The sequence below is a fragment of the Aeromonas sp. WP2-W18-CRE-05 genome (assembly GCF_014168615.1).
In the GTDB taxonomy this organism is placed as follows: Bacteria; Pseudomonadota; Gammaproteobacteria; order Enterobacterales; family Aeromonadaceae; genus Aeromonas; species Aeromonas caviae.
Window position 1 is genome coordinate 4,209,097 of record NZ_AP021917.1, and the last position, 24,467, is coordinate 4,233,563.

The following is a 24,467-nucleotide window of genomic DNA, read 5'->3' on the forward strand; positions in this document are numbered from 1 at the left end:
TCTTGGTGCTACTCCAATTCATTATTCTGACAAGCCGACATAGACGTCGTAGAGCTGTCCTTGCCGCTCGACGGTGACGGTCATTTCCGTGGCGCCCGCCACCTGCTGCATCGCCTGCATGGCCTGGGCGTTGTCACGCAGATCCAGGCCGTTGATGCTGACCGCCAGATCGTTGGCGACCAGTCCGAGTTGATTGAACAGTTCCGGATTGCGACCCGGGTTGAGGCGATAGCCGGTCATGCGACCGTCCACCCGGACCGGAGAAATATTGAGGTAATCGGTGATCTTGCCCGGGTTGCCCAGCAGTTCGCTGCGCACGGAGGAGAGCCCCTCCTGGTGGGCCGGTTTGGGCAGGGGCTTGCCATACTCTTCCCCGTCCAGCATCAGGGTCTCGTCACGGCCGTCCCGGGCGATGATGACCCGATCGGCAAACACCTGGCGTATCCTGGCCTGGGTACCGTCGATGTAGTCCCCGATGCCGTAAGAGTTCTGTGTCCCGTTGTGGGCGATGATGGCGATGGACTTGGCGGGATCCGAGCTTGCCAGCACCCCGTTGAGCTGGGCATTGAGCTGGGTTTTCGGGGCATCCGCCGCCACCGTCTCTGCCGCCTTGTCCGCCTGGGGTTGCAGCGCCTTGCCAAAGAGAGAGAGGCGGCTGAGGTTGCCAAGATCGAGGCGATCGCCGCCACTCCCCTGCACCGAGGTGACCGAGGGTTGCCAGGGGGTCAGGGGAGCGGGCTGGGCCAGTTCGTACAGGCGCCAGGTGAGCACGGCACACTGCTGGGCCAGCAACAGCAGCAGAAGCCAGAACAGGGGCTGGCTGAAACGGGAAAGTGGCATGGCCTTGCAGCGAGCCAGAAGGGAAGTCAACAAATCATCCCTGAACGGTAGCGTCATCTTTCTCAAAATTGTCTGGCATCCAAGTCGGTTGGCTATTGTGTACGGCAATGGACCCAGAGACAACCGACCGGATGGGACCAAGGGGTGAAAATTCAGTTTCCGTCACACCCGGATGCCCCCTGTTTCTATCCCGGGGCCCGCCTCTGGTATAATCAGGCACCTTTTCAGCCATCCCGGAGCCGATCCATGTCGAATCCAGCACAAAGCAGCACTCAGGTCCGTCTCGACAAGTGGCTGTGGGCCGCCCGCTTTTACAAGACCCGCTGTCTGGCGCGGGATCAGATCGACGGCGGCAAGGTGCACTACAACGGCCAGCGCACCAAGCCGGGCAAGGCGGTCGAGGTCGGCGCCCTGGTGCGATTCTGGCAAGGCCAGGACGAGCGGGAGGTGCGGGTGCTCGAGGTGAGCGAGCAGCGCAAATCCGCCCCGCTGGCCCAGCAACTCTATGAAGAGACAGAGGCCAGCCTGAAGAAACGGGCCGAAAACAGCGAAGCCCGCCGCTTCAACAGCCAGTTTGCCCCAAGCCCGGAGCGCCGACCTGACAAGCAGGAGCGACGCCAGCTTATCCGGGTCAAGCAATCCTAATCCGCGTCTGTGGCCCCTTTATGACGACAGGTGGAGGAATTAGTTCCTAACCACCTGTTTAACAATGTGTTTATTTTCCCCCAAGAACATCCTAGGAAACCATGATGAGTAACCAAGACCTCCTGTATCGCTATCTGTTCGAAGAGTACGAAGTGCGTGGGGAGCTGGTCCAGCTGGATCGTACCTACCGCCACATCATCGACGCCCAGAACTACCCGGTACAGGTGCAGCACCTGCTGGGCGAGCTGCTGGTTGCCACCAGCCTGCTGACCGCCACCCTCAAGTTCGAAGGCTCCATCACGGTGCAGCTGCAGGGGGACGGTCCGGTACGTCTGGCCGTCATCAACGGCGACAACAACCAGCAATTGCGCGGCGTGGCACGCTATGAAGGGGAGCTGCCGACGGACGGCAAGCTGCAAAGCCTGATCGGCAACGGCCATCTGGTCATCACCATCACCCCGGATCAGGGAGAGCGCTATCAGGGCATCATCGCCCTGGAGGCCGACACCCTGGCGGCCTGCCTGGAGCACTACTTCGCCCAGTCCGAACAACTGGCCACCCGCCTCTGGATCCGCACCGGCCACCACGAGGGCGAGCCCCGTGCGGCGGGCATCCTGCTGCAGGAGCTGCCGGCCCAGAGCGAGGATCACAGCGACGATTTCGACCACCTGGTCCAGCTCACCACCACCATCAAGGACGAAGAGCTGTTCGGTCTGGACGCGGAAGAGATCCTCTACCGCCTCTACCACCAGGACAAGGTACGGGTGTTCGATCCCCAGGCCATCGAGTTCCGCTGCACCTGCTCCCGCGCCCGTTGCGAAGGGGCCTTGCTGCAGATAGACAAGGAGGAAGCGGTATCCATGGTGCAGGAGCTCGGCAAGATCGACATGCACTGCGATTACTGCGGCGCCCACTACGAATTCGACGGGATAGACATCGAAACCCTGTTCAGCAGGGCTCCCGGTAATGATGCAAACCAGTTACACTAATCAAAGGCGGGCAAAACCCGCCTTTAACTTAAATAACAAAAAAATACCCTATTTTATAAAGTTTGATGGCGATCGCTAAAAACTACCACCTAGGTGGTAGCATGAACGTCAGATAGAACCCTACACACCTCTGAACCCAGGAGAATACAATGACAATCGTGGTAGAACCCACCCTGGCCCAACAACTGAAGCTGGACCAATACGGTATCAAAAACAGCCAGGAAATCGTTCGCAACCCCTCCTATGAGCAGCTTTTCGCTGAAGAGACCCGCTCAGACCTTGAGGGCTTCGAACGTGGCGTCGTCACCGAGCTTGGCGCCGTCAATGTCAACACCGGCATCTTCACCGGCCGCTCCCCTAAAGATAAATATATCGTCAAAGATGCCACTACACAGGATACTGTGTGGTGGTCTGACCAGGGTAAAAACGATAACAAGGCGATTACCCCGGAAGTGTGGTCACATCTGAAAGGGCTGGTCACCAAACAGCTCTCCGGCAAGCGTCTGTTCGTGGTGGACGGCTTCTGCGGCGCCAACCCGGACACCCGCCTGGCGGTGCGCATCATCACCGAGGTGGCCTGGCAGGCGCACTTCGTGAAGAACATGTTCATCCGCCCGAGCGAAGAGGAGCTGAAGACCTTCAAACCGGACTTCGTGGTGATGAACGGTGCCAAGTGCACCAACCCGAACTGGAAGGAGCAGGGTCTCAACTCCGAGAACTTCGTCGCCTTCAACATGACCGAGAAGATGCAACTCATCGGCGGCACCTGGTACGGTGGCGAGATGAAGAAGGGCATGTTCTCCATGATGAACTACTTCCTGCCCCTGCGCGGCATCGCCTCCATGCACTGCTCCGCCAACGTGGGCAAGGATGGGGACGTGGCCATCTTCTTCGGCCTCTCCGGCACCGGCAAGACCACCCTCTCCACCGATCCCAAGCGTCAGCTGATCGGCGATGACGAGCACGGCTGGGATGATCACGGCGTGTTCAACTTCGAAGGGGGCTGCTACGCCAAGACCATCAAGCTCTCCGAAGAGGCCGAGCCGGACATCTACCACGCCATCCGCCGCGATGCGCTGCTGGAGAACGTGACCGTGGCTGCCGATGGCACCATCGACTTCGACGATGGTTCCCGCACCGAGAATACCCGGGTCTCCTACCCCATCTATCACATCGACAACATCGTCAAGCCGGTCTCCAAGGCGGGTCACGCCACCAAGGTGATCTTCCTGACCGCAGACGCCTTCGGTGTGCTGCCCCCGGTCGCCAAGCTGACCAAGGAGCAGACCAAGTACCACTTCCTGTCCGGCTTCACCGCCAAGCTGGCCGGTACCGAGCGCGGCATCACAGAGCCGACCCCGACCTTCTCCTCCTGCTTCGGCGCGGCTTTCCTCAGCCTGCACCCGACCAAGTACGGCCAGGAGCTGGTGAAACGGATGGAAGCGGCAGGGGCTGAAGCCTATCTGGTCAACACCGGCTGGAACGGCACCGGCAAGCGGATCTCCATCAAGGATACCCGTGGCATCATCGACGCCATCCTGGATGGTTCCATCGAGAAGGCGCCGACCAAGGTACTGCCGGTGTTCAATCTGGAAGTGCCGACCGAGCTGCCGGGCGTCAACCCCGCCATCCTGGATCCGCGAGACACTTACGCCAACCAGGCAGAGTGGGATGCCAAGGCGGCAGATCTGGCCGGGCGCTTCATCAAGAACTTCGAGCGCTTCACCGACAACGACGAAGGCAAACGCCTGGTCGCGGCGGGCCCGCAGTTGTAAGAAACGCGCCTCGCGTCTCGCAATCCCGTACCGGTCAGCCCTGCTGGCCGGTATTTTTTTGGCCGATGCGCGGCATATGGCTCCCGCCAAGCCTTGCCTTGACGGCCCTTGCGCGTTAGATTCAGCCAAACTTTATACAATATACAATTTTGCAACCTGCCCGTGACCCCAGCATGACCCCACCTTACAAGACCCGAACCCAGATGGTGATGGAGAACCTCCGCGGCCGGATATTGCGTGGCGAGTTTGCAGCGGGCGCCCCCCTGCGCCAGGACGCCATCGCCAAGGAGCTGGCGGTGAGCCGCATCCCGGTGCGGGAAGCCCTGATGCAACTGGAAGCGCAGGGGCTGGTGAAGTTCGAGGCCCATCGCGGCGCCGTGGTGACCATGCTGGATGCCTCGGCCATCGAGGAGCTCTTTTATTTGCGGGCACTGCTCGAAGCCGATACCCTGTTCCACGCCGTCGACCTGATGACGGAGGAGACCTTCGCCCAGGCGCAAGCCATCCTTGCCCAGTTTGATCTGGCGCTGGAGTCTGGCACCCAGATCGAACACTGGGCCGAGTTGAATCACCGCTTTCACGCCACCCTCTACCAGGCAGCCAATCGCCCCCAGGCACTGGAACTGATCGCCCAGATCAATCTGAGCTGCGACCGCTATGTGCGTTTCGAACTGCTGTTCGCCCAGGGCGGCGTGGACAAGGCCGAGCGGGAGCACGCCCGACTCCTTGAACTGTGCCGCGCCAGGCGCAAGCACGAGGCAGTGGTACTGCTCAAGCAACACATCGAGGCGGCAGGCCAGTCGATCAGACAGATCCTGGCAAGCGGCCACCATCAATGAACACTCACATCACCACAAGCTGGCAATAACGACATGAACCATTTCGAGATTATTGAAACCCGCGTCGCCCAGGTCAGGGCCACACTGGCCACGCTGGAGCTGGACGCCTTCATCGTTCCTCACGACGACGAGCATCTGGGGGAGTACATTCCCGCCTATGCCGAGCGGCTGGACTGGATCACGGGTTTCAACGGCTCCGCCGGGCTCGCCATCATCATGGCGCATCGGGCGGCCCTGTTCATCGACGGTCGTTATACCGTGCAGGCGCGCATGCAGGCGCCGGCCGAGCTGTTCGAGCTTCTCCACCTCAATGAAGACCCCCACGTGCAGTGGCTGGCGGAGCAGTTGCCCTCAGGCTCCCGGGTCGGTTTCGATGCTCGCCTGCACAGCCTGGCCTGGTATCAGAACGCCAACGCCGTGCTGGCCGATCACGGCATCGAGCTGGTGCGCATCGACGAGAACCCCATCGATCTGCACTGGAGCGATCGTCCCGCTCCGACCAAGAGCCCTGTCATCCTCTACAGCGAGGAGCTGGCGGGCCAGTCCAGCCAGGCCAAGCGCGAAATGCTGGCCAGCGATCTGCGCAAGCGCGGGCTGGATGCGGTGCTGCTCACCCAGGCCGAGCCCATCAACTGGCTGCTCAACCTGCGTGGTCGCGACGTGGAACGCCTGCCGGTGGTGCTGGGCTTTGCGGTGCTCTACGCCAACACCACCATGGATTTCTTCGTCGATACCGACAAGATCGACTGCTTCGCCTTCAGCCAGCACGTGGGACAGGATGTCTCCGTCTACCCCATCGACAAGCTGGGTGACGTGTTGCAGCGCATCGGCGAGGATCAGCAGAAGGTGCTGGCCGACCCCAACACCGCCAACGCCTGGACCCAGCTCGTGATGGAAGAGGCAGGCGCCATTCTGGTGGCCGGCCAGGATCCCACCATGCTGCCCAAGGCGTGCAAGAACCCCGTGGAGCTGGCCGGCATGCGTGCCGCCCACCTGCGCGACGGCGTTGCCGTCACCCGCTTCCTGGCCTGGCTGGATCGCCTGATCGCCAGCGGCGAGTTCGACGGTGTGGACGAAGGCACCCTGGCCGACCAGCTGGAAGCCTTCCGCCACGAGCAGGAGCACTATGTGGAGCCGAGCTTCGACACCATCTCGGCACTCGGCCCCAACGCCGCCATGTGCCACTACCGCCACACCAACGGTACCCCGCGGGCCTTCGGCCAGGACAGCATCTATCTGGTGGACTCCGGCGCCCAGTACCTGGACGGCACCACCGACATCACCCGCACCGTCAAGGTGGGTGAGGTGACCGACGAGCACAGGGCCATGTTTACCCGGGTGCTGCAGGGTCATATTGCCCTGGATCAGGCCCGCTTCCCCCGCGGTACAGCCGGCATCCAGCTCGACGTGCTGGCCCGCATGCCCCTGTGGCAGGCCGGCTACAACTACGACCATGGCACCGGCCACGGGGTCGGCCACTTCCTCAGCGTGCACGAAGGCCCGCAGCGCATCGCCCCCAAGGGCAGCCTGGTGGCCCTGCAGCCGGGCATGGTGCTCTCCAACGAGCCGGGCTACTACCGGGAAGATGCCTTCGGCATCCGCTGTGAAAACCTGGTGGTGGTGACCGAACAGGAGGCCCGTGGCGAGCTGCCGATGCTGGGCTTCGAGCGACTGACCTATGTGCCGTTCGACATCCGCCTCATCGATCGCAGCCTGCTGAGCCCGGCGGAGTTCCGCTGGATCAACGAATACCATGCGGAGGTCTACCGCCGTCTGAGTCCGCTGCTGGAGGGCGAGGATCTCGCCTGGCTGGAGCAGGCAACCAGCCTCCTCTGATGACACAGGGCCTGCGGGCCCTGTTTCTTTATCTGCGGCATGCCACAAATGCCCCCCTTGCATAGACTCCCCGCCCCTTCTACCCTGTGCCTCCTTTTTGGCTGCCCCGCAGCAGAGACCCGATGAGAGGAGCCCCGATGCACTCGTCCCCCGTATTGCGCCTTGCCACCCACACCGACATGCACGCCATCTGGCAGATAGATGCCGATGTCTTCGGCGAGGATGTCTACCCCGGTTTCTTCTTTCGCCAGGCCATGGATCTGTGGCCCGAACTGCTGGTCGTCGCGGAGCGGGAAGGCCGGCTACTGGGCTATGCCCTGGGGGGACTTGGTCAGGATCGGTCGCAGGGCTGGCTGCTCTCCCTCGCGGTGCGCCCCGAAGCGCGTGGCTTCGGCCTGGCCGAGCAAATGATGTTGCAGGTGGAGCAGGGACTGCTGAAACTGGAAGTTGAGCGGGTCAGACTGACCGTTGATCCCGCCAATCCGGCCCAGCGCCTCTACTTCAGGCTGGGTTATCAGCAGTTGGCAGAAGAGAGAGGCTACTTCGGGCCGGGCGAGGATCGCCTGCTGCTGGAAAAAGCCCTGACCTGACCATCCGCCACCGGCACGGGAGCCTTCCGGCCACATAATTGGTTACACTTTGCGGGTTTAATGCGCAATCTGGTTGGCGTAAAGTGCAATTCATCACCAGATTAATCCGATGCCCGCCCAGGAGGCCCATCATGTTCAAACGTATTGCTCTCGTCACCCTGCTGGCGGCCACCACCGCCATCACCGGCTGTGCCAACAGCGACGTCTACTCCGGCGATGTCTACACCAAGGATCGCGCCAAGCAGGTACAGACCGTCAGCTATGGCACCATCCTCTCCACCCGCCCCGTCAAGATCCAGGCCGATGAGAACTCCCTGATCGGCACCATTGGCGGCGCCGTGGTCGGCGGCCTGCTCGGCAGCACCATAGGCGGCGGTCGTGGCAGTGACATCGCGGCAGCCGGTGGCGCCATCGCGGGTGCGGCGGCCGGCAAGGCGGCAGGGGACAAACTCAACCAGGTTGACGGGGTCGAGCTCGAGATCAAGAAAGAGAACGGCGAATCCATCGTGGTAGTACAAAAGGCCAGCCCCACCTTTGTGCCTGGTGCCCGGGTCCGCATGACCCAGGGCAACGGCACGATCAACGTGGCCGTGGTGAACTGATAGCGCCGCTCAAGGTGCAACTGCCATAAAAAAGGTGAGCCCGGGCTCACCTTTTTGCGCTCTGCACTACAGAGGATTCACGCCCCCAGATGCAGCCAGGCCGCGATGGACAGCTGCAGGCCCACCAGGTCGGCATGGTGGAACAGGGCATGCAGTGATGCACGATCCCCGGCCACCTGCGTCATCAGACGCTGTTGCGCCTGCAGGTCGGCCAGCCAGGAGGGGGGCACCGTCAGCGTGCCTGCCGCCTCGGCAACCAGGGATACCCCCTCGAGCAGGGCATGCAGCGCCCGTTGTTGTTCGCCAGCATCGTCACTCTCGAGCCAGAGCTGCTCATGATACTGCCAGTGCTGCATACCCAGGGTAATGCTGGCCTTCTGAGCTTTGCCCTCAATCCTTTGCAGGGGCTGCACGGCCAGTGGCTTGCCAAGCCCAGCCAGCCTGTATCCGCGCTGCGCCTTGGACTGGGCACCCAGCCGCAATCCTCCCAGCGCCGCCAGCTTGCTCGCCAGGGTGAACAGGGCGCGGGCATCGCCGGATTTCAGCTCCAGCTCCAGCTCGTCGATCCCGGTACGCCCCAGGGCACCGGCAATCTCCCCCTGATCCCAGGCCAGCTCGATCTCGGCATCTCCGAATGCGATCAGCCAGTGGCGGCGCAGGAAATCGGTGCTGAACTGGGCCACCAGACGGCTCTGGAGTTCATCGCGCACCGCCAGACTCGGCCAGATATCGGCAGGAAAGGCAGACAGGGTCGGAATGGTGCCCTCCACCGGGGCGTTGTACTCGGGTCTGGCGTGCAATCCGCCCACGACCTGCCCCCGGCACTTGATGGTCTGCTCGGAAAAATCATCGCTGCGACGAATGCGCAACCCCATCTCGAGCCCACGCAAACCCAGATCGGGCGTGTCGAAATAGACGTTGCCAAGAGCGGCTTGATTGGAAGAAATAATCTCTAGTGAATTCAGAAGGTTGGAGAGGGATTCTTGAATATTGCTGGTGACGAAAAACTTTATCTCGATCTCAGTTTGCATAGTCATTCCGGGCTGGCGGGCAACTTTGGGGGGCATGTTCAGGGTCGCGAGGATATAATGCCAGCGACAGTTCACGATTAATTCACGGTTTTATTGATGGCACAGTTCGGTTACCATGCGCCCCTCATAAAATCGTATCGAGTGTTTTTTCACCGACACAGGTTTGGCCATGCCAGTAAATACTATTTTGGGTCTTTTTGCCAAGTCCCCCATCAAGCCGCTGCAGAAGCATATCGTCAAGGTTCACGTGTGCTGCGAACAGCTCATTCCCTTCTTTGATGCCGTTGCCGAAGACCGCTGGGAAGATGCCGAGAAGATCCGGCAACAGATCGCCCAGCTGGAAAAAGAAGCGGACATCCTCAAGCGCGAAATCCGCTTGAAACTCCCCCGCGGCCTGTTCCTGCCGGTCGCCCGTACCGATCTGCTGGAGCTCTTGACCCAGCAGGACAAGATTGCCAACCGTGCCAAGGATATTTCCGGCCGCATGCTTGGCCGCAAGATGGAATTCCCCACCGAGATGCGCGCCGATTTCATGGCCTATCTCAAACGCTGTATCGATGCGACCGCCCAAGCCGAAAAAGCCATCGGAGAACTCGATGAGCTGCTCGAAACCGGCTTTAAAGGACGTGAAGTTGAAATGGTTGCCGAGATGATCCACCAGCTGGATCTCATCGAGGACGATACTGACACCATGCAGATCGGACTGCGCCAACAGCTGCAAGCCGTTGAGCACAAATACAATCCGATCGACGTTATGTTCCTCTACAAGATCCTCGAATGGGTAGGTGACCTGGCTGATCAGGCAGAGCGCGTTGGCGCCCGTCTGGAATTGATGCTGGCTCGTTCGTAATCGACTGACTGGGTAAACACTACTAATGGACATTATCGCAAATTACGGCACCACCCTGGTGCTCGTGGCGGCCTTGTTCGGCTTTTTGATGGCCTGGGGCATTGGTGCGAACGACGTCGCCAACGCCATGGGCACATCGGTCGGCACCAAGTCCCTGACCATCCGTCAGGCGATCATCATCGCCATGATCTTCGAGTTCGCCGGTGCCTATCTGGCCGGTGGCGAAGTGACGGCCACCATCCGCAGCGGCATCATCGACAGCAACGCCTTTGCCGACACGCCGGATCTGCTCGTGCTCGGCATGATCGCCTCCCTGCTGGCTGCGGGTCTGTGGCTGATCCTGGCCTCCTATTTCGGCTGGCCCGTCTCCACCACCCACTCCATCATCGGCGCCATCGTGGGCTTCGCCGTGGTGAGCATCGGTCCGGAAGCGGTACAGTGGAACAAGTTTGGCGGCATCGTCGGCTCTTGGATCATCACGCCGGCCATCTCGGGCATCATCGCCTACTTCATGTTCATCAGCGTGCAGAAGCTCATCTTCAACACGGACAACCCCCTGGACAACGCCAAGCGCTATGTCCCCTTCTACATGTTCCTGACGTCCCTGGTCATCTGCCTGGTCACCATCAAGAAGGGGCTGACCCACGTCGGTCTGCACCTGAGCAATGGCGAGGGCGTCCTGCTCTCCGTCGCCATCTCCATCGCGGTGGCGTTTGCCGGCTGGATCTATATCCGCGGCCAGCAGTACAACCCGAAAGATGACAGCAAGATGCACTTCGCCAACGTGGAGAAGGTGTTCGGCATCCTGATGATCATCACCGCCTGTGCCATGGCCTTCGCCCACGGCTCCAACGACGTGGCCAACGCCATCGGTCCGCTCTCTGCAGTCGCCTCCATCGTGGCGGCCGGCGGCGAGATCGGCGGCAGCTCCCACATCGCCTGGTGGATCCTGCCCCTTGGCGGCATCGGCATCGTCATCGGTCTGGCCACCATGGGCGAGAAGGTGATGGCGACCGTCGGCACCGGCATCACCCACCTGACCCCGAGCCGTGGCTTCGCCGCCCAGCTGGCCACCGCCGCCACCGTGGTGATCGCCTCCGGCACCGGTCTGCCCATCTCCACCACCCAGACCCTGGTCGGTGCCGTCATGGGCGTCGGTCTGGCACGGGGCATCGCGGCCCTGAACCTGGGCGTGCTGCGCAACATCGTGGTCTCCTGGGTCATCACCCTGCCCGCGGGCGCCATCCTGGCCATCGCCATCTTCTACGTGCTGCAGGCCTGCTTCTCCTGAGCAGCCCACGCCGCACGACAAAAAGCCCGGGTCATTGACCCGGGCTTTTTTATGCTTCGCCCATATTACGCCGTCGATTGAGCGTCGATCGGCTGCGGCGTTTACTCCTCGATGAAGGTCCACTCGTCGCGCACCCGGCTGATGGCATCAAGCCGCCGCTTGGCAAGCTGCTCGCGGATTGCCTCCCCTTTGAAGCCGGCCGCCACTATCTCCTTGACCGGCACAGCCTGCGCCGTCTCCAGGGCCTCGGCGACATAGTCCGGCTGACTGTAGACCTTCTCTTCGAAGCCGGTACGACCGTGGAAGTCGGCGCGACAGGCATCGAGCAGCTGGGCAAAGCGCTCCGGTCTGCGCCAGGCATCGGCCTTGTCGAATACCTTGAGCAGGGTCGCGGGCTTGAGCTCGAAGGCAATGTGGATATGGGTGTGCAGGTCGCTCACCAGCAGTGCCAGATCGCGACACTCGTTCGGCACCCGGAAGCGCTCGCAAAAATCCCGAATGAGCGGCAACCCCTTCTGACCATGGCCGTGATGGCTCGGCCAGAAGGCGGGCGGAGTCAGCCCCTTGCCAAAGTCGTGGCAGAGGGACGCGAAGCGCACGGTCAATTCGGGGGAGAGACGACATGCCTGCGCCAGCACCATCATGGTGTGGATGCCGGTGTCGATCTCCGGGTGCCATCTGGCAGGGGCCGGCACCCCGAACAGGGCATCGAGCTCGGGGAAGAGCGCCTTGAGTGCGCCGCATTCGCGCAGCACCTCGAAGAAGATCTGGGGTGTCGGCCCCAGCAGCACTTTTTCCAGCTCCTTCCAGACCCGCTCCGGGGTCAGGTGGGCCGGCTCTCCAGCCTCCGTCATCTCGCGCATCAGCCCCAGCGTCTCGGGGGCCACCACGAACCCCTGGGCATGGAAACGGGCGGCGAAGCGCGCCACCCGCAGGATGCGCAGGGGATCCTCGGCAAAGGCCGGCGAGACATGGCGCAGCAACCGCGCCTCCAGATCCTGCACGCCGCCGTAGGGATCGTGCAGTTGCCCGTCCTCATCTTCGGCGATGGCGTTGATGGTGAGATCCCGACGCAGCAGATCCTGCTCCAGCGTCACCTCGGGGGCGGCATGGCAGACGAAGCCGGTGTAACCCTGCCCCTGCTTGCGCTCGGTGCGCGCCAGGGCGTACTCCTGCTGGGTTTTGGGGTGAAGAAAGACTGGAAAGTCTCGGCCCACCTGGGTGAATCCAAGACCCAGCATCTGCTCCACCGTGGCGCCGACCACCAGGTGATCCCTGTCCCCCTGGGGCAATCCCAACAGGCGATCCCGCACCGCCCCTCCGACCAGATAAATCTGCACGCGCACTCTCCCTCGATAAACTTACCCCGATGATACCGCTTTTGGCCAAGAGAGACGATGTGCACCCGTCGCACCGGGCTCTCCATCACTCGGCCGGGCGGCTGCTTCCCGCCATCGTCCCGGGCGACTCAGCCCGTGGTTCGAGCCAGCTCCCCTTATGGTATCCGGGTCTTTGACATCCCTTTTGGGAGGCTTTAACCTGCCGCCCATAACAATGGAATGGATCCTTATGTACACACAGTTCTTCGGTCTGTCGGAGCCCCCGTTCTCCATCTCGCCCAACCCCAAATACCTCTATATGAGCGAGCGTCACGGGGAGGCCCTCGCCCACCTCAACTACGGGTTGCAGGACGGTGGCGGCTTCGTGCTGCTGACCGGGGAAGTGGGTACGGGAAAGACCACCGTCTCCCGCTGCCTGCTGCAGCAATTGCCCGCCGACACCGAGATCGCCTACATCCTCAATCCCTCTCTGACCGAGCGGGATCTGCTGGCCGCCATCTGCGACGAATTCCAGTTGCCCTACGGCGAAGAGGCCAGCCTCAAGCAATTGTTCGACCTTATCCGGGATCATCTGCTGGCGAATCTGGCGGCAGGCAAGCGCAGCGTGGTGCTGGTGGATGAAGCCCAGCACCTGCTGCCCGGCGTGCTGGAGCAGTTGCGACTGCTCACCAATCTGGAGACAGACGAGAAGAAACTGCTGCAGGTGGTGCTCATCGGCCAGCCCGAGCTGCAACAGATGCTGCGCCAGCCCCTGCTGCGCCAGCTGGCCCAACGGATCACCGCCCGCTATCACCTGCTGCCGCTGTCGCGCCAGGATGTGGATGCCTATGTCCGCTTCCGGTTGCAGGTGGCAGGCTGCGTCCAGCCCATCTTCACCCCCAGGGCCATCCAGACCCTGCATCGCCTCTCCGGAGGCATTCCCCGTCTCATCAACCTCATCTGCGACCGCGCCCTCATCGCCGCCTTCGCCCGTGGCAGCCACAAGATAGTGCACGGGGACATCAGCCAGTCCGCGTATGAGGTGAGCGGCATTCGCGACGAGGGAAGCTGGCAATCCGGCCTCACGGTCGCCCTGGTGGGCGCCCTGCTGGTCGCCACCGGCTGGTGGGGCTGGCAATTCTTCGGATTCTTCCCAGCCCGCCCCCTGGTCAAGGTCGAGGTACCGGTCAAGGTGGATGACACGCCGGAGCAGCAAGCCCAGCTGACCCGCGCCATCAATCAGGCGCTAGAGCCGGACGTCGCCATGCAGAATCTCTACAAGGTATGGGGCTACCAGGCCGAGCTGGAGGAGGCAACCTGCGACAATGCCCCCCGTGCGGGCCTGCGCTGCCAGGAGGGAGAAGCCTCCCTGGCGCAATTGCAGGCGCTGCAATACCCGGCCCTCATCAGCCTCACCGACGAGACCGGCGGCCTCTATTACGCCACCCTGGTCAGCCTGGGGGCGGACAAGGCTTCCCTGCTCATCGGCAACCAGAGCTGGCAGGTGGACAGGCAGTGGCTCTCCGACGCCTGGGGCGGCAGCTATACCCTGCTCTGGCGCATGCCCAGGGGCAACGTGCCCCTGATAGCGAACAATGCGGGGGCTGCCCAGGTGCAGTGGCTGGACAACGCCCTTAGCCGCGCCATGCAGCAACCCGATCGCAAGGTGAGCCGCTTTGATGCCACCCTCAAGAACAAGCTGCAACAGTTCCAGCGCGAGCAGGGACTGACCCCGGACGGCATCGCCGGCAGCAACACCCTGCTGCGGCTGAATGTGGCCTCCGGCGAACCCATGCCCAGGCTGGAGGATGAATCCCTGCGAGCCAGCACGCCGGTCGATCTCGACAGCGTGGCAGATGATGAGACGGATCCCATGGTCGAGGAGGCCTCCTGATGTCCACCCTGCTCAAGGCCCTGCGCCGGGCCGACCAGCCCCAGTTCACCCCCCATATGCCGCTCATGGGTCTGCCCGTAAGCCAGGAGGAGGAGCCCAACCGCCGCTGGATCTGGTGGGCCCTGGTGCCCCTGGCCCTGGTGATGGGCGCCGCAGCCAACTATGGCTGGCACCTCTATCACCTCAAACCCGTGGAACAGCAGGTCGAAGTGAAGGAAGTGGTGACTCCCCCCTTCGTGCGGGTCGAACCCAGGCCCATGATCACCCGGCCGCTGCCGCCCCCCCTGCCGGAGCCCGTGGTCGCTCCAAGACCTGCCGCAACCCCGGCTGCGACTACCGCAAACCAGGGGGGACAGAGTCTGGCAGAACGGCTGATGGCCGCCCTCAACAACACGCCGCTGGTGGAAGAGAGTGCGCCACAGGCTCAGGTCCAGACCAGTGCCATCCCCCTCGGCGCCCTGGCTCCGGCCTTGAAACAGCAGGTGCCGTCCCTGACCTATGGTGCCCACAACTACTCCTCCGACCCTGCCAAGCGGGCCGTCGTGCTCAATGGACGGGAGTGGCGCGAGGGCAATGAGGTAGCCCCCGGCGTCATCCTGGCAGCCATCGCCCAGGACTACATCGTCCTGCAGGTCGGCGGCCAGTATGCCAGCCTCAAGGCGCTGCAAGACTGGCGCGGCTGATCTGCCGGCATCCGGTGGCCCTCCCCCGGGAGGGTCAGCGCCCATTCTGAGGGAGCCCGAGAGCTCCCCTTTTTAATCAATAACCTACACTCGACCATTGCCATGCGCCGGGTCGGGGATCGCCCTCCTGATGGCGGGCGGACTTATCATCAGAACATGAGCACACTGTGAGCCACTCAGACAACACCACCTTCGCCACCCGCATTCTGGACTGGTACCAGATCCACGGCCGCAAGACCCTGCCCTGGCAGCAGGACAAAACCCCCTACCGGGTCTGGGTCTCCGAGATCATGCTGCAACAGACCCAGGTTGCCACTGTCATCCCCTATTACGAGCGGTTCATGGCCCGCTTCCCCGACGTGCTGGCCCTGGCCAACGCCCCCATCGACGAGGTGCTGCATCACTGGACCGGGCTTGGCTACTACGCGCGCGCCCGCAACCTGCACAAGGCTGCCCAGCAGATCCGCGATCTGCACGGCGGCCTCTTTCCGGAACAACTGGAAGAGGTGATGGCCCTGCCCGGCATCGGTCGCTCCACCGCCGGGGCCGTGCTCTCCCTCTCTCTGGGCCAGCCCCACGCCATCCTGGATGGCAACGTGAAGCGGGTACTTACCCGCTGGCTGGCGCTGGCGGGCTGGCCGGGCCAGAAGCAGGTCGAGCACGATCTCTGGGAGCTGGCGACCCGCCTCACCCCGCGCGTCGGGGTGGCCCAGTACAACCAGGCCATGATGGACATGGGGGCCACCGTCTGCACCCGCAGCAAGCCCGCCTGCGAGCGCTGCCCGGTGCAGGCCGATTGCCAGGGGCTGTCGCAGGGCAACCCCACCTCCTACCCTCACAGCAAGCCGAAGAAGAGCATTCCGGCACGCAACGGCATTATGCTTATCATCCGCCACGGCGATCAGCTGCTGCTGGAGAAGCGTCCGCCGCAAGGGATCTGGGGCGGGCTTTACTGCTTCCCGCAGGTGGAATCCCTCACCGAGGTGACCGGACGACTGCGGGAGTTGGGGCTGGAGGATGCCGCCTATCAGGAGCTCGCTGGATTTCGTCACACTTTCAGCCACTTCCACCTCGATATCCGCCCTTTGCTGATCGAAATGGCTGTTCCGCCCGCCCCCCTGCTCATGGAAGCGGATACCCGACTCTGGTATAACTTACGCCATCCTGCCGAGGTGGGATTGGCGGCGGCCACGGCCCGTCTGCTCGCCTACCCGGACTTACAACCAGACTTGCAACCACAGAGGTCAACATGAGCCGTACCGTATTTTGCCTGCGCCTGAAGAAAGAAGCGCCGGGTCTCGATTTCCAACTCTACCCCGGTGAACTCGGCAAGCGGATCTTCGACAACATCAGCAAGGAAGCCTGGACCGAGTGGCAGAAGAAGCAGGTCATGCTGATCAACGAGAAGAAGCTGAACATGATGAATCTCGAGCACCGCCAGTTGCTGGAAAAAGAGATGGTCAGCTATCTGTTCGACGCGGGTGAAGTCCAGATCGACGGTTACACCCCTCCCAGCCAGTGAGCGGGAATCGAGTCAAAGGGCCAGCGTCCCCCTGAGTCGTCAATATGCCGCAGGGTGACACCAATCCTGGCTCAGGCCAGTCAGTGACGGGCGGCCCCACCGCCCGGTTTGAGGATCTTATGGGTCGTTTTTTTGGGCTGCTGTGCGCCCTGCTGTTTCTCTCTGCCTGTTCATCCACACCCCAGACCAGCGGGAGTGGCGATGATGATCTGGTCAACGGCAAGGACGTGCGCGGTTTTGAACACATGATCAGTGCGCTCTCCCATAACGTGAACGAGATATGGGGGCGCGAGGCGCTGTTCGCGGGCAAGTTTGACTACGTCAAATACACGGATCAGTACAAGAGCCGCGCCCACATCGATTTCTCCAGCGGTCACATCATGGTGGAGACCGTCTCGGGTCTGGATCCCCGCGCCCACCTGCGTCGCGCCATCATCGAAACCCTGCTGACCCCGGACGATCCGGCAGAGGTCGACCTCTATTCGGACCGTGAGATCATGCCAGGTGGCGAGCCCTTCCTCTATGGCCAGGTGCTGGACAACCAGGGACAAGCGATCCGCTCCAGCTGGCGTGCAGAGCGTTATGCCGACTATCTGATCGCCAACGCGATGAAGAAGCGCACCCTCGGGATCCGCAACATCTTCTTCATCGACATTCCCATGGTGGCCAACCACGAAGACAGGCGCGGCTACAAATACGCCAGCATCATCCGCGACGCCTCCCGCAAGTACGGGGTCGCCGAGAGTCTCATCTACGCGGTGATCAAGACCGAGAGCAGCTTCAACCCCTATGCGGTCAGCCACGCCAACGCCTATGGCCTGATGCAGGTTATCCCGGCTACCGCTGGGCGGGATGTCTATGTGAGGGTCAAGGGCAAGGATGGCCAGCCGACCAGGGAAGATCTGTTCAATCCGGCCTACAACATCGATGTGGGGACCGCCTACCTGCACCTGCTGCAGACCGTCTATCTGGCGGATATCCAGGATCCCCAGTCCCGCCGCTATGCGGTGATCTCCGCCTACAACGGTGGTGCGGGAGGGGTGCTCAACACCTTCTCCAACGATCGCAAGGCGGCCCCCGGCATGATCAACCGCCTCTCCCCCGAGGCCGTCTATCAGGTACTGACCGAACAACATCCCAAGGCAGAGGCTCGCCGCTATCTCTACAAGGTCAATCAGGCCGAGAAGGGGTTCAAGCGAACCGTCGCAAGCCGGGCTGGCTGATGGCATGCAAGAAGGGCGCTCCTGGAGCGCCCTTCTCATTTACTGTGGCCAGAAAGCTTACTTGGCGATGAAGCCACCCTTGCTCAGGGGCGCTGCCCCCACCTTCTCCAGGTGTTCCACCTCGACTTCGGTCTTGTTCCAGCTGTGGTCCACCTCGCCGCGCACGCGGATCAGATCGTCAGGGCCCACCTCGGTACCGCGCCACACGTCACCATCCACCTCCACTTCCACCTCGCCGCTGTCGTCACGGAACAGGTAGTTTTCGCCACCCAGGTGTTTGACCAGCTTGCCTTCCAGGGTCACCCACTGATCATCGGCCACGTCTTTCAACTGGGCGACCGATACCTTGTTCTGCTCCTTGGGGCCGGTGTAGGCCGCCATGGCGAAGGAAGAGACGGACATCAGGGCCACCAGGGCGATTGCTTTTGCGTTGTTCATTTCATGCTCCTGTCTTTGCGGTATGAGGGCATCTTGCCCGGGGGCTCGTGAAACAAACGTGAAGCCTCCCCATTCAGGGAGGAGTGATGTGATCGCAAGCGATTAAATGGCCACGGCATGCTGCAATAATGTATTCGAGTGGATACCTTTTCACCTGGCCATGCGGGTTCCCAGCCCGCCGCCATCGAGGAACAGCCCGCAGGCCCGCCCTGCCCCATCCATGAGAACAGCTACATGAACAAATGGCTTTTGTGTTTATTGGGACTCTTCGCCCTCACGGTCCATGCCGCCGAGACGCGTCCCCCCTTCTCCCGCATCGTGATGTTCGGCGACAGCCTCTCCGACACCGGCAAGATGTACACCAAGATGCGCGGTTACCTCCCTTCCAGCCCGCCCTACCATCAGGGCCGCTTCTCCAACGGCCCGGTCTGGCTGGAGCAGCTCAACCAGCACTTCCCGGGCCTCGCCATCGCCAACGAGGCGGAAGGGGGCGCCACTGCCGTGGCCTACAACAAGATCTCCTGGAATCCCAAGTATCAGGTCATCAACAACCTGGATTACGAGGTGACCCAGTTCCTGCAAAAGGACAGCTTCAAGCCCGACGATCTGGTGATCCTCTGGGTCGGTGCCAACGATTACCTGGCCTATGGTTGGAACACCGAGCAGGATGCCAAGCGGGTGCGCGATGCCATCAGCGATGCGGCCAACCGCATGGTATTGAACGGCGCCAAGCAGATTCTGCTGTTCAACCTGCCTGATCTGGGCCAGAACCCCTCGGCCCGCAGCCAAAAGGTGGTCGAGGCAGCCAGCCATGTCTCCGCTTACCACAACCAGCTGCTGCTGAACCTGGCACGCCAGCTGGCCCCCACCGGCATGGTGAAATTGTTCGAGATCGACAAGCAGTTTGCCGAGATGCTGCGCGAGCCGCAGAACTTCGGCCTGAGCGACACCGAGCACGCCTGCTATGGCGGCGGCTATGTGTGGAAGCCGTTTGCCTCCCGCAACGCCGCCACCGACAGTCGACTGGCCCCCTTCAATCCCGAGGAGCGCCTGGCCATCGCTGGCAACCCCCTGCTGGCTCAGGCCGTCGCAACGCCCATGGCGCGCCGCAGTGCGGGCGAGCTGAACTGTGAAGGCAAGATGTTCTGGGACCAGGTCCACCCCACCACAGTGGTACACGCCGCCCTGAGCGAGCGGGCTGCCGCCTTCATCGAACAGGAGTACGAATTCCTCCCTCGATAACGGAGGCCATCCTGCCAGGGCCGGCGCCTAGCCGGCCCTCTTGCCGACAAGGGAAAGCAACCCATATGACACCCATCACAGATTCGAGTCACGGTTCCCCGGCGGTCTTCTGTCTCCACTATGATGCAGATGGATATCACAATATGTTTTATATCAGTTGCTTGTAGATCGAGAAAAGCGAGCTACGTTTAAACGTGTTGTGGTCGAACACAGGCCCAACCCACGAGGCGAGGCGACATGAATTCGCGCTCCCCACACACAAGATTGCAGAGGCATCTATGAACAAAACACTGATTACCTTGCTGGTTTCAGGCTTGCTTGCGGCCAACGCCCAGGCAGCCGGACAAGACAACACCTGGTATGGCGGTGCCAAACTGGGTTGGTCCAACTTCTACGGTGTCGATGAAAGCAACGCCATCGCCATCACCGACAAAGACGACGATGAAGTCGGCGCCGGTGCCTTCGCCGGTTACCAGATCAACCAGAATCTGGGTGTCGAACTCGGTTATGACTACCTTGGCAAGCTCAAGTACAGCGGCACCCGCAATGGCGCGGCCTTCAATGACTCCGTGCAAGCCCAGCTGGCCCAGCTCACGCTGAAACTGGGGTTCCCGGTTGCGGACAATCTGGACCTTTACGGCCGTGTCGGGGGCGGCTATGGCTGGACCGACAGCGATCAGCTGGAAAACGACAGCCGCTTCACCTTCGTCGGCGCGCTCGGTGCGGAGTATGCCCTGAGCCTGGATTGGGCAGCCCGCCTCGAATACCAGTACAGCACCCCGTATGGCAGCCGTGACGATACCGGCCTGCGCATGGACAACGGCCTGCTCTCCCTGGCCGCCGTCTATCGCTTCGGTCAGGTTGCACCGGCTCTGCCGGTCGCAGCTCCCGCCCCCGCGCCCGAGCCCGTGATGGTCGACAAGCAGTTCACCCTGAGCTCGGACGTGCTGTTTGACTTCAACAAGGCCACCCTCAAGCCCCAGGCCGGGCAGGCCCTGGATACCCTCTACAGCCAGATTGAAGAGGCCAGGCCCAAAGACGGGTCGGCCACCGTCATCGGCTATACCGACCGCATCGGCTCCGAGGCCTACAACCAGAAGTTGTCCGAGCAGCGTGCCCAGACCGTGGCCGATTACCTGATTGGCAAGGGCCTGCCGGCCGACAAGGTCAATGTGGAAGGGCGTGGCAAGCAGTCTCCCGTCACCGGCGACAGCTGCACCAGCAAATCCAAGCGCGAGCTGATCGTCTGCCTGGCCCCGGATCGCCGGGTAGAGGTCAAGGTACAGGGCGTCTCGGAAGTACAGCAATAACGACGACCCCAAACAAAACGGGAGGCCATGGCCTCCCGTCTTTTTTTATACTTCCTCAGCTGCGCGTGCGCACATCCGCCGCAATCTGATCGAGCAACAGTTGCCAGCCCTGCCCCAGCTCGTTCACCAGGGCGCCATACCCATCGGCAGGCAGCACCCGCTCCTGCTGGAAGGGAACATCTCTCAACACGACCCCCTCCTCCGTCAGCAGGCGCCAGCGACCGCTGAGCAGGGCGCGGCCGTCGTGCCGCCCCTGGAAACGCTCGACCGAGATACTCAGCACAGGCCCCTTGCGGGCCCCGTCCTGACGCACCACCCAGCCAGGCAAGCGGCTGGAGAGGCCATTGAGGGTCAACTGGTTCAACTGGGCATCGAGGGAACCTGCCCAGCGATGGTACTCGGCAAAGTGCAGCTCCTTTCCCTCCAGCTGATAGACCAGGCTCATCCGGTCAAGCTGACCGGACAGGGCGACGGGCCGCAGCACCAACTGGTGCTGCGGCTGCGCCGTGGTGACACTCGACGGCGCCGTGTCGGCATCCAGCGAATAGTAATGCAGCGTCGTCGGCGCACTGCCACATCCCGCCAGCAGGCCCAGCAAGGCCAGCGTCATCATCCGTTTTTTCATCATTTTCCTCGCTTGGGCTCGGGATCCCGCGGACGAGCGCGGTCAAAGATCAGCGAACTCGGCTGCTCGTTCAGTGAATGGACCAGAGGTTGCAACTCGCTCATCAGCTGGTTGAGGGATTGCACCGACTGACGCAGCTCCTGATTGGTCTGGGAACCGGCATCATAGGTCTGCAACGTCTCCTGCAACTGCTTGAGGCTCTGGTTGAGGGAGGCCGGCAACTGCTGGGTCGACTGCTGACCGGTAAACTGCTCCAGATTCGCACTCACGGCACTGACATGCTTGAGCGTCTTGTCCAGCGTCATCAGGGTGCTGTTGACCTGAGTGAGGGTGGTGGCCATGTCCATGTCGACGAACTTGTCGAGGATGAGATTCACCTTGCGTTCGATCTGATCCAGCCCGGCCTGGGCAGTCGGGAAGACCTGATAGCCCGCCATCTTGAGCGGCTGATAGACAGGCGCATCCGGATAGAAGTTCAGATCGATCACCTTGCCCCCCGTCAGCAGGCTGGCGGTCTTGAGGCTAGCCCTCAGCCCTTCCTTGAACTGCTTGTTGAACAGGGCCCGCCACTGCTCCTTCTCCGCATTGGCATAACGGTGGGAGAGACGCTGCACCTCGATGCGCGCCAGCACCGGGATCTGCCGGCTCTTGAACAGCTGGACGCCCTTGTCGTCGATGAGATAGGGAGCCGAGATGACGGTACCGACCCGGATGCCGCGATACTGTACCGCCGCGCCGGGATGCAGCCCACCCACATCATTGTCGAACAGGAAGACATAGTCGATGAACTGATCCAGGCTACCGGCCAGCACGCTCTCCTCGTCCTTGAACAGCACGAACTCGTCGTTCTGTTTCACCGGCTCCCCCGGCAACCAGCCGGGAGGCAGCCCCATGGTGATGCCGCCGTTGATCAGGCTCTCCAGCGAGTCCATCTTCACCTTCATCCCCTCGCTGCTCATGGAGACCTCGAAGCCGGGCGTCAACCAGAACCGGGAGTTGCTGCTCACCAGTACGTCATAAGGCGCGTTGATGAAGAGCTGGTACTGCATCTCGCTCTTCTCGGGCAGGAACTTGGCCTCTTCGACCTGGCCGATGGTGAATCCCTGATAGCTGATGGGGGAACCCGCGCCCAGCGCGTTGGCATCCCGGCTGGACAGGGAGAGTCGCAATCCCTTGGCATCCAGGGATGCCAGGGGTGGCCTGTCCAGCATGGCGTATTCGCTTCGCGCCCTGCCCTTCTTGCCGGGAGAAAGCTCGATATAGGCACCGGAGAGCAAGGTGCCAAGACCGGAAACGCCCTCACGCCCGACCCTGGGCTTGACCACCCAGAACTGGCTGTCTTTCTTGAGCATGCCGGCGGCGGCATTGGTCAGGCGAGCCTTGAGCACGGCATGGCTGTAGTCCTCGCTGAGCTCCACCGTCTCGATACGGCCCACCTCCACTTCACGAGAACGGATCACCGTCTTGCCTGCCACTATGCCCTCGGCGGTCGCCACCGTCAGGGTGAAGCTCGGCCCTTGTGAATACCAGTGCTGGAACAGCATCCAAGCGCCGATGAAGAGCGCCAGCAAGGGCACCATCCAGATAGCGGCAGCCGAACTCATGAAATCAGAGCCCGGTTTCCACCTTGTCTTACGCTCACTCACGTTCGCGTTCTCCTTGTTGTAAATCCCAGATCAGGCGGGAATCGAAACTCATGGCAGCCACCATGGTGACCAGTACGACCCCGGCAAAGGCGACGGCCGCAGGGCCAGGGTAGATGGTCATCAGATTGTCGAGCCGAATGAGACCGGCCAGGATGGCCACCACGAAGACGTCGATCATCGACCAGCGCCCCACAAATTCGGTCATGCGATAGAGTTTGAGCTTGCCGAGGGGAGATGCCCCCTGGCCGCGCTGCACCACGTAGCAGAGCCACAGCAGCGCCAGGATCTTCACCAGCGGCACCACCACGCTGGCGAAAAAAATCACCGCGGCAATCGGGTAGGAGCCCATGGCCCACAGCAGCACCACCCCGCCCATGATGGTCGAGGGGCTGTCATCTCCCAGGAACACGGTGTCCATGATGGGATACAGGTTGGCTGGGACATAGAGGATCACCGAAGTGATCAGCAGGGCCCAGGTGCGGTTCAGACCACCCGGCTTGCGGCTGTGCAGGTGATCCCCGCAGCGAACGCAACTATGGGCATCCTGCTCGTTCAGGGCGCCGCAGATGTGACAGCCCACCAGACCGCACGACAGAGCGCTCTCCTCGGGATCCAGCTCCCTCGCCGCCGTCGGGCCGAACAGCCGCTGCCACAGCCACATCCGATCCAGGGAGGAGATCATCTTGATGAGCAGCAGGGTGTAGCCAACGAAGGCCCAGAACGACAGCCCCATCTTGATGTCGGCCATCCCCATCAGCTTGACCAGCGAGATGAGCACCCCGATGAGGAAGACGTCCACCATCAGCCAGGGCTTGATCCGGCACAGCAGGCGGCCAAGAGAGCGCAGGGCCTTGCTGTGCAGATCCTTGTCCAGGCGCCACAGCACCAGCATGATGGAGCCGATATAGACCAGCGGCAACCCGATCAGGGTAATGCTCAGCACGGCCCCGAGGAACAGGTAGCCTTGATCCACCAGGGTGGTGATGCACTGCAGGAAGGTCATCTCCTGCCCCACCCCCTTGGCCGAGAACGACATGAAGGTAAAGGCGTTGGAGAGCACGAACATGATGATGGCCGCAAAGCCATAGGCGATAGGCCTGCGCTCCTGCTCCGGCAGATGACGAGTCAGGGTATGGCCGCAGCGCGGACAACTGCTCGTCTCCCCCACGGCCAGCTCGGTGGCCGGCACCAGCAGGTCACACTCTTCGCAGGCGGTCGCGTCATGGGTATAGGTGGGTGGATGTTGGTGTGAAACCGGATGCAAGATAAGACCCCAG

At 62.0% G+C, this 24,467-nt stretch carries 23 protein-coding genes; 16 read left to right on the top strand and 7 right to left on the bottom strand.

Annotated features, from left to right (window positions below):
• Positions 1–21: 21 nt before the first annotated feature.
• Positions 22–870: a GspC family type II secretion system variant ExeC gene (exeC, locus tag H7R73_RS19640; RefSeq protein WP_410169898.1), complete on the bottom strand. Its 849-nt coding sequence runs from the start codon at positions 868–870 to the stop codon at positions 22–24.
• Positions 871–1,086: 216 nt separating this feature from the next.
• On the opposite strand from exeC, the gene hslR reads away from it, so the two are divergent.
• The 7 genes from hslR (at position 1,087) to H7R73_RS19675 (ending at position 8,116) form a co-directional block, all read left to right on the top strand.
• Complete coding sequence (hslR, locus tag H7R73_RS19645) at positions 1,087–1,485, top strand: ribosome-associated heat shock protein Hsp15 (RefSeq protein ID WP_103259513.1); 399 nt, start codon at positions 1,087–1,089, stop codon at positions 1,483–1,485.
• Positions 1,486–1,589: 104 nt separating this feature from the next.
• Entirely contained in the window at positions 1,590–2,474 is an 885-nt protein-coding gene (hslO, locus tag H7R73_RS19650) for an Hsp33 family molecular chaperone HslO (RefSeq protein ID WP_182951373.1), read from the top strand.
• A gap of 149 nt (positions 2,475–2,623) precedes the next feature.
• The gene (gene pckA / locus H7R73_RS19655) at positions 2,624–4,249 is read left to right on the top strand and encodes a phosphoenolpyruvate carboxykinase (ATP) (protein ID WP_103259511.1); all 1,626 of its coding nucleotides are present in this window, start codon (positions 2,624–2,626) and stop codon (positions 4,247–4,249) included.
• 173 nt (positions 4,250–4,422) lie between these two features.
• Positions 4,423–5,088, top strand: a complete 666-nt coding sequence (locus tag H7R73_RS19660; protein WP_029314822.1) for a GntR family transcriptional regulator — start codon at positions 4,423–4,425, stop codon at positions 5,086–5,088.
• Positions 5,089–5,121: 33 nt separating this feature from the next.
• Positions 5,122–6,924, top strand: coding sequence for an aminopeptidase P family protein (locus H7R73_RS19665; protein ID WP_103259510.1), 1,803 nt, complete (start codon positions 5,122–5,124; stop codon positions 6,922–6,924).
• Between the two features lie 137 nt (positions 6,925–7,061).
• Positions 7,062–7,514, top strand: coding sequence for a GNAT family N-acetyltransferase (locus H7R73_RS19670; protein ID WP_010675733.1), 453 nt, complete (start codon positions 7,062–7,064; stop codon positions 7,512–7,514).
• A gap of 131 nt (positions 7,515–7,645) precedes the next feature.
• Positions 7,646–8,116, top strand: coding sequence for a glycine zipper 2TM domain-containing protein (locus H7R73_RS19675; protein WP_010675734.1), 471 nt, complete (start codon positions 7,646–7,648; stop codon positions 8,114–8,116).
• 77 nt (positions 8,117–8,193) lie between these two features.
• Here the strand turns inward: H7R73_RS19675 and H7R73_RS19680 are convergent, their stop codons facing one another.
• Complete coding sequence (locus H7R73_RS19680) at positions 8,194–9,147, bottom strand: CYTH domain-containing protein (RefSeq protein ID WP_103259509.1); 954 nt, start codon at positions 9,145–9,147, stop codon at positions 8,194–8,196.
• Between the two features lie 169 nt (positions 9,148–9,316).
• Here H7R73_RS19680 and H7R73_RS19685 point away from each other — a divergent pair, with 169 nt between their 5' ends.
• Positions 9,317–9,997, top strand: a complete 681-nt coding sequence (locus H7R73_RS19685) for a TIGR00153 family protein (RefSeq protein WP_010675736.1) — start codon at positions 9,317–9,319, stop codon at positions 9,995–9,997.
• Positions 9,998–10,022: 25 nt separating this feature from the next.
• Entirely contained in the window at positions 10,023–11,288 is a 1,266-nt protein-coding gene (locus H7R73_RS19690; RefSeq protein WP_010675737.1) for an inorganic phosphate transporter, read from the top strand.
• Between the two features lie 101 nt (positions 11,289–11,389).
• On the opposite strand, the gene H7R73_RS19695 is transcribed toward H7R73_RS19690, so the two are convergent.
• On the bottom strand, positions 11,390–12,628 hold the full coding sequence (locus H7R73_RS19695) for a multifunctional CCA addition/repair protein (RefSeq protein ID WP_103259508.1): 1,239 nt from the start codon (positions 12,626–12,628) through the stop codon (positions 11,390–11,392).
• A gap of 229 nt (positions 12,629–12,857) precedes the next feature.
• On the opposite strand from H7R73_RS19695, the gene H7R73_RS19700 reads away from it, so the two are divergent.
• The 5 genes from H7R73_RS19700 (at position 12,858) to mltC (ending at position 17,929) form a co-directional block, all read left to right on the top strand.
• Positions 12,858–14,501 carry an ExeA family protein gene (locus H7R73_RS19700; protein WP_182951374.1) on the top strand — a complete coding sequence of 548 codons (1,644 nt, stop codon included), beginning with the start codon at positions 12,858–12,860 and terminating at the stop codon, positions 14,499–14,501.
• Positions 14,501–15,184 carry a GspB family T2SS assembly factor variant ExeB gene (gene exeB, locus H7R73_RS19705; protein ID WP_182951375.1) on the top strand — a complete coding sequence of 228 codons (684 nt, stop codon included), beginning with the start codon at positions 14,501–14,503 and terminating at the stop codon, positions 15,182–15,184. The genes H7R73_RS19700 and exeB overlap by 1 nt, the downstream gene beginning before the upstream one ends.
• A 167-nt stretch (positions 15,185–15,351) precedes the next feature.
• Positions 15,352–16,437: an A/G-specific adenine glycosylase gene (gene mutY / locus H7R73_RS19710; RefSeq protein WP_103259506.1), complete on the top strand. Its 1,086-nt coding sequence runs from the start codon at positions 15,352–15,354 to the stop codon at positions 16,435–16,437.
• Positions 16,434–16,706: an oxidative damage protection protein gene (locus tag H7R73_RS19715; protein WP_010675742.1), complete on the top strand. Its 273-nt coding sequence runs from the start codon at positions 16,434–16,436 to the stop codon at positions 16,704–16,706. The genes mutY and H7R73_RS19715 overlap by 4 nt, the downstream gene beginning before the upstream one ends.
• A 119-nt stretch (positions 16,707–16,825) precedes the next feature.
• Positions 16,826–17,929, top strand: coding sequence for a membrane-bound lytic murein transglycosylase MltC (gene mltC, locus H7R73_RS19720; RefSeq protein ID WP_010675743.1), 1,104 nt, complete (start codon positions 16,826–16,828; stop codon positions 17,927–17,929).
• Between the two features lie 57 nt (positions 17,930–17,986).
• Here the strand turns inward: mltC and H7R73_RS19725 are convergent, their stop codons facing one another.
• Entirely contained in the window at positions 17,987–18,367 is a 381-nt protein-coding gene (locus H7R73_RS19725) for a YgiW/YdeI family stress tolerance OB fold protein (protein WP_039040598.1), read from the bottom strand.
• A gap of 234 nt (positions 18,368–18,601) precedes the next feature.
• Here H7R73_RS19725 and H7R73_RS19730 point away from each other — a divergent pair, with 234 nt between their 5' ends.
• The gene (locus tag H7R73_RS19730; RefSeq protein WP_103261076.1) at positions 18,602–19,609 is read left to right on the top strand and encodes an SGNH/GDSL hydrolase family protein; all 1,008 of its coding nucleotides are present in this window, start codon (positions 18,602–18,604) and stop codon (positions 19,607–19,609) included.
• Between the two features lie 278 nt (positions 19,610–19,887).
• A complete protein-coding gene (ompA, locus tag H7R73_RS19735; RefSeq protein WP_103259505.1) occupies positions 19,888–20,919 on the top strand; it encodes a porin OmpA in 1,032 nt (343 codons plus the stop codon).
• 55 nt (positions 20,920–20,974) lie between these two features.
• On the opposite strand, the gene H7R73_RS19740 is transcribed toward ompA, so the two are convergent.
• From H7R73_RS19740 to H7R73_RS19750, 3 genes are read right to left on the bottom strand one after another with little or no spacing between them, the layout of a single operon-like run.
• Entirely contained in the window at positions 20,975–21,544 is a 570-nt protein-coding gene (locus tag H7R73_RS19740; RefSeq protein ID WP_043152838.1) for a PqiC family protein, read from the bottom strand.
• A complete protein-coding gene (gene pqiB, locus H7R73_RS19745; RefSeq protein ID WP_069651939.1) occupies positions 21,544–23,190 on the bottom strand; it encodes an intermembrane transport protein PqiB in 1,647 nt (548 codons plus the stop codon). Before pqiB ends, H7R73_RS19740 begins: the two co-directional genes overlap by 1 nt.
• On the bottom strand, positions 23,183–24,454 hold the full coding sequence (locus tag H7R73_RS19750; protein WP_041211730.1) for a paraquat-inducible protein A: 1,272 nt from the start codon (positions 24,452–24,454) through the stop codon (positions 23,183–23,185). The genes pqiB and H7R73_RS19750 overlap by 8 nt, the downstream gene beginning before the upstream one ends.
• Positions 24,455–24,467 lie beyond the last annotated feature (13 nt).